Source organism: Ruminococcus sp. CAG:379 (genome assembly GCF_000434255.1).
In the GTDB taxonomy this organism is placed as follows: Bacteria; Bacillota; Clostridia; order Oscillospirales; family Ruminococcaceae; genus Ruminococcus_F; species Ruminococcus_F champanellensis.
Genome location: NZ_FR894833.1, coordinates 1 through 5952 on the forward strand (window position 1 = coordinate 1; position 5952 = coordinate 5952).

The 5952-nt window shown below is 52.7% G+C and carries 9 protein-coding genes and 1 pseudogene; 7 read left to right on the plus strand and 3 right to left on the minus strand.

Annotation, left to right across the window (positions count from 1 at the left end):
• Positions 1–25: 25 nt before the first annotated feature.
• Complete coding sequence (locus QVO51_RS02170; protein ID WP_441295904.1) at positions 26–136, plus strand: ParA family protein; 111 nt, start codon at positions 26–28, stop codon at positions 134–136.
• On the opposite strand, the pseudogene QVO51_RS02175 reads toward QVO51_RS02170, so the two are convergent.
• A pseudogene (locus QVO51_RS02175) lies at positions 117–479 on the minus strand (tRNA threonylcarbamoyladenosine dehydratase); the annotation flags it as partial. The gene QVO51_RS02170 and the pseudogene QVO51_RS02175 sit on opposite strands and share 20 nt — an antisense overlap.
• Here QVO51_RS02175 and QVO51_RS02180 point away from each other — a divergent pair.
• The 6 genes from QVO51_RS02180 (at position 423) to QVO51_RS02205 (ending at position 4293) form a co-directional block, all read left to right on the plus strand.
• Entirely contained in the window at positions 423–1214 is a 792-nt protein-coding gene (locus QVO51_RS02180) for a ParA family protein (protein WP_022357049.1), read from the plus strand. The pseudogene QVO51_RS02175 and the gene QVO51_RS02180 overlap by 57 nt on opposite strands.
• Positions 1171–1587, plus strand: coding sequence for a ParB/RepB/Spo0J family partition protein (locus QVO51_RS02185; protein WP_022357050.1), 417 nt, complete (start codon positions 1171–1173; stop codon positions 1585–1587). Before QVO51_RS02180 ends, QVO51_RS02185 begins: the two co-directional genes overlap by 44 nt.
• Before the next feature lie 5 nt (positions 1588–1592).
• The gene (locus QVO51_RS02190) at positions 1593–2192 is read left to right on the plus strand and encodes an alpha/beta fold hydrolase (protein WP_022357051.1); all 600 of its coding nucleotides are present in this window, start codon (positions 1593–1595) and stop codon (positions 2190–2192) included.
• A 176-nt stretch (positions 2193–2368) separates the two neighbouring features.
• Complete coding sequence (gene pnuC / locus QVO51_RS02195; RefSeq protein WP_022357052.1) at positions 2369–3073, plus strand: nicotinamide riboside transporter PnuC; 705 nt, start codon at positions 2369–2371, stop codon at positions 3071–3073.
• A gap of 91 nt (positions 3074–3164) precedes the next feature.
• Positions 3165–3890, plus strand: a complete 726-nt coding sequence (locus QVO51_RS02200) for a MerR family transcriptional regulator (RefSeq protein ID WP_022357053.1) — start codon at positions 3165–3167, stop codon at positions 3888–3890.
• A gap of 136 nt (positions 3891–4026) precedes the next feature.
• Entirely contained in the window at positions 4027–4293 is a 267-nt protein-coding gene (locus tag QVO51_RS02205) for a hypothetical protein (protein WP_022357054.1), read from the plus strand.
• Positions 4294–4359: 66 nt separating this feature from the next.
• On the opposite strand, the gene QVO51_RS02210 is transcribed toward QVO51_RS02205, so the two are convergent.
• Both QVO51_RS02210 and QVO51_RS02215 read right to left on the minus strand, forming a co-directional pair.
• Positions 4360–5217 (minus strand): peptidylprolyl isomerase, encoded by an 858-nt coding sequence (locus tag QVO51_RS02210; protein ID WP_022357055.1) that lies wholly within the window; start codon positions 5215–5217, stop codon positions 4360–4362.
• 15 nt (positions 5218–5232) lie between these two features.
• Positions 5233–5952: DALR domain-containing protein (locus tag QVO51_RS02215; RefSeq protein ID WP_288167760.1), on the minus strand; the 720-nt coding region annotated here is incomplete at its 5' end.

A 5952-nucleotide genomic window follows, 5' to 3' on the forward strand; every position in this document is an offset into this window, starting at 1 on the left:
ATTTTACGAAAGGAGGACGCACAAAGTGTCGAACTGCAAAACGATTGCTATATGCAATCAAAAAGGCGGAGTTGGAAAGACAACCACTACGGTAAATCGCGGGGTCGGTCTTGCTATACAACCTTTAATTTTTTGATTCCTCTGCGTTTCAGTTCGTAGCGCATAACCTTTGCAAGCGGGCATACCGAAGTTTTATAGATATCCGTTACTTCAAAAGCAGTAGGGTCTACCTTATTGCCCGCACCCATAGAGCTGATAATCGGAGTGCCGGCAGCATTGGCATTCATAACAAGCGCAATTTTTCCTGTTACGGTATCAATCGCGTCAACGATGTAATCATACTCCGAAAAATCAAATTGATCTGCCGTTTCGGGTGTATAAAAGGTCTTATAGGTATTGACGACCGTATCGGGATTGATCTCGTGAATTCTTTCAACTGCAACATCGACCTTATATTTTCCGACGGTCTTCCGCGTAGCATGCAGGGAAAGAAAGTATTGCTCATTGACGCAGACCCGCAGGGCGATTTAACGACCTGTCTCGGTTGGCAGGATACGGACAGCTTGGGTATCACGCTTGCAACGAAACTCACAGATGTAATAAATGAGACGATGAATGACCCTATGGTCGGTGTTCTGCACCACGAGGAAGGTGTAGACCTTGTTCCTGCAAACCTTGAGCTTCCTGCAATGGAGTTTAACCTTGTTAATGCAATAAGCAGAGAAACAGCATTGAGAAATTATCTCAGCGAAGTGAAGGACAAATACGATTATGTACTTATTGATTGTATGCCTTCCCTCGGTATGGTAACAATCAATGCCTTATCTGCGGCAGACAGCGTCATTATTCCTGTTCAGGCTCAATATCTACCGGCAAAGGGAATGACGCAGCTTGTTCAGACCATTTCAAGAGTTAAGAAGCGTATCAATCCGAACTTGAAGATTGACGGTATGCTTCTCACTTTGGTGGATAGTCGTGCCAACCTCGCCAAAAGCACGGTAGAAGCTCTGAGGGAAAACTTCGGTAATCAAATCAAGATGTATCGCACATATATACCGATTGCCGTTAAAGCCGCAGAGACTTCTTCCAAAGGCAAGAGTATTTTTGCCTACGAACCCAACAGTACGGTGTCAAAGGCATACACCGAATTTACGAAGGAGGTGTTAGCCGATGGCAGGAAGAAAGAGCGACTTCACTCTCACGAAGCTCGATGATTTATTTTCTACGCAGGAGCAGAGAGATGAAGAAAAGCTTTCAAAAATCCGAGATATTCCATTAACAGAGATTGACGATTTCCCCGACCACCCTTTTAAGGTGCGTGATGATGAGGATATGGCACAGCTCGTTGAGAGTATCAAGGAACGAGGGATTATCACCCCGGCTACGGTAAGGCAGAAAGAGGACGGCAGATATGAACTCATTTCAGGTCACAGACGAAAAAGAGCCTGCGAACTTGCCGGTTTTGATACGCTCCGCTGTGAGGTCGTTGAGTTGAACCGAGACGAAGCAACAATCCTAATGGTTGAAAGTAACTACCAACGCTCACAGATTATCCCCAGGAGCTGCGCACAAATCAGGCGCTTGTGACTGGAATGCATGGGTTCTTTCAGAAACTCGGCATTGAAGCTCCTGTTTTTATCGGTGCCAGCGATGGCGGCATGGTGGCGCAGATTTATGTGCAGAAGTATCCGGGAGAAGCCGGTGGACTGATTCTCATTTCCACCGGCGGCATGGATGCAAACACGCTGAAAAACCTGAAAAAGAAATACTGCATTGCGCCGCTGTTGCTTTGGTACATGAAGCACTGTAATTATGAAAAGCTGAAGCCGAAGCTCATAAAGGCAGGCATGCGCCATATCCGCAACGAAAGTGCCGAGGAGATTGCCTATGCACGGGACTTGTTTGAGACGATCTTCAAGGACTACAAGCAGGAAAAGGATGTGCATATCTCCGGACTGCTTGCCGACCTGATGAACCAGAAGCCCGTGACTGAGGCGGATTTTGCGGCGCTTGCAGGGAAAATCCTTCTTATCCTGCCGGATCAGGACTTCTTTTCGGGAACGATGCAGGAGGATCTCATCAAATTGATGCATAACCCGCAGATTTCTTACGTTTCAGGCAGCCATCTGTCAACAGTAGTCAAAGCAGAGGACTATATCCGGGCGATCCGTGCATTTTTGAACCATCAATGAGATGAGACGGGGCATCATTTTTGTGTAGGGTTGCCCTTGACTTTTCATCCGGCTTCTGCTATAATAAGCGCAGTGAAGGTAACGTATACAAACTGCCACCGGGTAGTATAGCATTCCCGCACATCGTTAGGTCTTGGAAGATGTGCCGGGGTGCTTATTTTTTTGGAGGGAAGTCTATGAAGCGATCCATCGCAGCGTATTTTTCCAAGGGGGAGTGGCTCCTGTGGGGCGGCTCCGTGTGCGGCATCCTGCTGGCGTTCCTGGCATTCGACCGGGAAAGCTGGATGACCCTTGCCGCCTCCCTGATCGGGGTCACCTCCCTGATCTTCAACGCAAAGGGCAATCCGGCAGGGCAGGCGCTCATTATCCTGTTCAGCCTGCTGTACGGCGCCATTTCCTACTCCTTTGCCTACTACGGGGAAATGATTACCTACCTGGGCATGAGCGCCCCCATGGCGGTGTTCGCCCTGATCTCCTGGCTGCGGCATCCCTACCAGGGGAACCGGTCACAGGTGCAGGTGAATCAGATCACCCGGAACGAGGTACTCTGCATGCTTCTGCTGACCGGGGCGGTGACGCTGCTGTTCTACTTCATTCTCCGGTATTTCCACACCGCCAACCTGCTGCCCAGCACGATCTCCGTTACCACCAGCTTTCTGGCGGTGTACCTGACCTTCCGGCGCAGCCCCTGGTTCGCTCTGGCTTATGGGGCAAATGATGCAGTACTGATCGTGCTGTGGACTCTTGCCGCCCGGCAGGATCCATCCTACCTGTCAGTGGTGGTGTGCTTTGTCATGTTCCTGGTGAACGATCTGTACGGGTTCTATAGCTGGTGCCGCATGGCGAAGCGGCAGGCAGAAGCGACTCCGGATGCGGCATAAGGCGACACGGCACAAAGCATATCGAAAAATTTGAAAAAGGGCTTGACTCTGACGCTGCGTTATAGTTTATACTAGCAATGGAGGTGGTTTTATGATGACGGTTCACCAGGTTAGTCAGCGCACCGGTGTCAGCATCCGTACCCTGCAATATTACGACAGGATCGGACTGCTGCCCCCCACCGCATACTCCGAAGCCGGCTATCGGTTGTATGACGAAGGGGCGCTGGAGCATTTGCAGCAAATTCTGCTGTTCCGGGAACTGGAGTTCTCTCTGAAGGAGATCCGAAGGATCCTGCAAAGCCCGGATTTTGACCGGGAGCTGGCATTGCAGCAGCAGATCCGGCTGCTGACCCTGAAGCGGGAGCACCTGGATCATTTGATCACCTTCGCCCGTAGATTACAATCGACTGGAGGTAGGAATATGGATTTTACAGCGTTTGACACAGCGAAGCTGGATGCTTATGCAAAACAGGCAAAGGAACAGTGGCAGGATACGGCGGCTTACCAGGAATTCTCCGAAAAAAGCAAGGGTCGCTCCAAGGAAACGGAGCAGGGACTTGCACAGGGATTGATGGATATTTTCCGGGAATTTGGGACATGCCGGGATCAGGATCCGGGCGCCGAAGCCCCCCAGGCTCTGGTACAGCGTTTGCAGGGGTATATTTCGGAGCATTACTATACCTGTACACGGGAGATCCTGGGCTCCCTGGGGGAGATGTACGGGGCAGGCGGCGCATTCACCGGGAACATTGACAAGGCGGGGGGCAAGGGCACCGCAAGCTTTGCCCGGGAAGCCATCCGGATCTTCTGCGGATAAGAGAAGCAGGGCTGTCTGGAGGAATCCACAAGAAACCAACGAAAATCATGAAGAATTTATAAAATTTATACAAACACCTTGCATCTTTTCGGCCAATGTGCTATAATAATACCATCAAGAAAAGGAGGGTACGGTCATGATTGAAGTACATGTCATCAACGGGGATCTGTCCGAGCCGGAAATTGACGCATACATTGCTTACGGCAGAGAAAAGTATCCGGACAAGGAGATCTGTGGGGTGGACATCCGGCTGGACGGTGAATTTGTGGATCTGAAGTATTACTTTCGGCCCCGGTTTCAGCATGTGTACCGTGCCACGGACTATCTGGTCAAGACCCTGGATGTGCTCAACGACGCCAAGCGGGCGGAGTACCGGGACAAGGTCATGCACCCGGTGTATTGAGACAGCATCCCCATCGCACCACACAAAAAACCGCCCGATTCCGGTATCCGGAGTCGGGCGGTTCTGTTATTCTGCGGCGGTTGTAGTTGTTGTGGCAGTGGTACTGCCCGGTGCGTCCGTGCCGGTGGTGACCGGGGCAGGCGCTTTTTCATAGGTGGTGATCTCCACCGTCCGGATCCGGATCTCCTCCGCCGGGGTCTTGTGGTTCTCCTCCCCGGTGGTGGCTGCTTCCGTAATGGCATCCAGCACATCAAAGCCTGCATAGGTCTGACCAAAAATGGTCATCTGCTGGGAGTAGTTGGGCACGCCCCCAAGCTGCTCAAAGGCTCTCGCCACCTTGTTGTCCGGATTGTCCCCGTACATCTCCTTGATGAGGTCGTCGGTAAATTCAATGGAGTCCACCAGAATGAACCGACTGCCGTTGTAGTATTTCACCTTGTCCAGGAACATCTTCCAGAAGCCCGTGTCGGATTTGGTGGTCAATGCGCACAGTGCCCCCCGGAAGGGCCACAGATTGTCGGAGATCTCCCGTTCGATGGATTCATGCTCCTCCTGGTAGGCGTCCCCCAGCTCTCCGTCCGGAGTCTTGCTGCCGGCGGCGAAATATACCTTGGGTTCTAGCTGGAACACATAGGTGTCATCGTAGAATCCGGCGTTGGCAAGCTCCTCAAAGTTTTTCACCGCATTGGGTGCTTCCTCCGGGAACAGCCGCACGGAGATATCCCCCATGCTGGTGCGGATCACCGCCACCGGATCCTCCGGCTTCGGCTCCTCTAGCTGTACCAGATCCACCTTTGACAGATCCACCGTAGAGGTGTAGCCGTTCATGGACATACAGGCGTACAGGCTGGTACACACCGTGGCGGAGATCAGGGAGATCAGCAGGCCGATTTTCAGGATCCTGCCGGTGGTTGCTCTTTTCATAAACGTCCCTTTCCCTTACAGCTTGGTGATTTCCACGCCCTGGCGTGTTTCCTTGACCGCATACCCCAGGGCGGCGATCTCGTCCCGGAGCCGGTCAGCCTCGGCAAAATCCTTTGCCTTCCGTGCGGTTGTCCGGGCATCCACCAGCTCCTGCACCTGTGCCGGAATCTCATTCCCCTGCTTCCGGTTGTACAGCAGTCCCAGCACCCCGGTCAACTCATCGAACAGCTTGGCGCCGGCAGTGAGGGTATCCTTCGTGGTGGCAGGGTCATTGCTCCTGGTATTCAGATCCCGCACCAGGTCAAACAGCACGGATACCCCGTCCGCCGTGTTCAGGTCATCGTCCATGGCGGTGATGAACGCCTGCTTTCTCTGGTCAAACAGTGCCAGGGACTCCGGATCCGCTGCTCCGGCAGGCGCATTGGCAATGGCACGATCCAGGGTATCCCGGCAGGTGTACAGCCGCTCCAGGGATGCCTTGCATGCGTCCAGCAGCTCCACGCAGTAGTTGATGGGGCTGCGGTAGTGGGCCTGCACCATCATGTAGCGAACCACTTCATAGCCGTACTTCTCTGCGACCTCCCGGGCGGTGAAGAAATTTCCCAGGGACTTGGACATTTTCTTGTTGTCCACGTTGATATAGCCGTTGTGCATCCACAGGTTGGCAAGGGGCTTGCCGGTGACGGATTCGCTCTGTGCGATCTCGTTTTCGTGGTGGGGGAAGATCAGATCCTG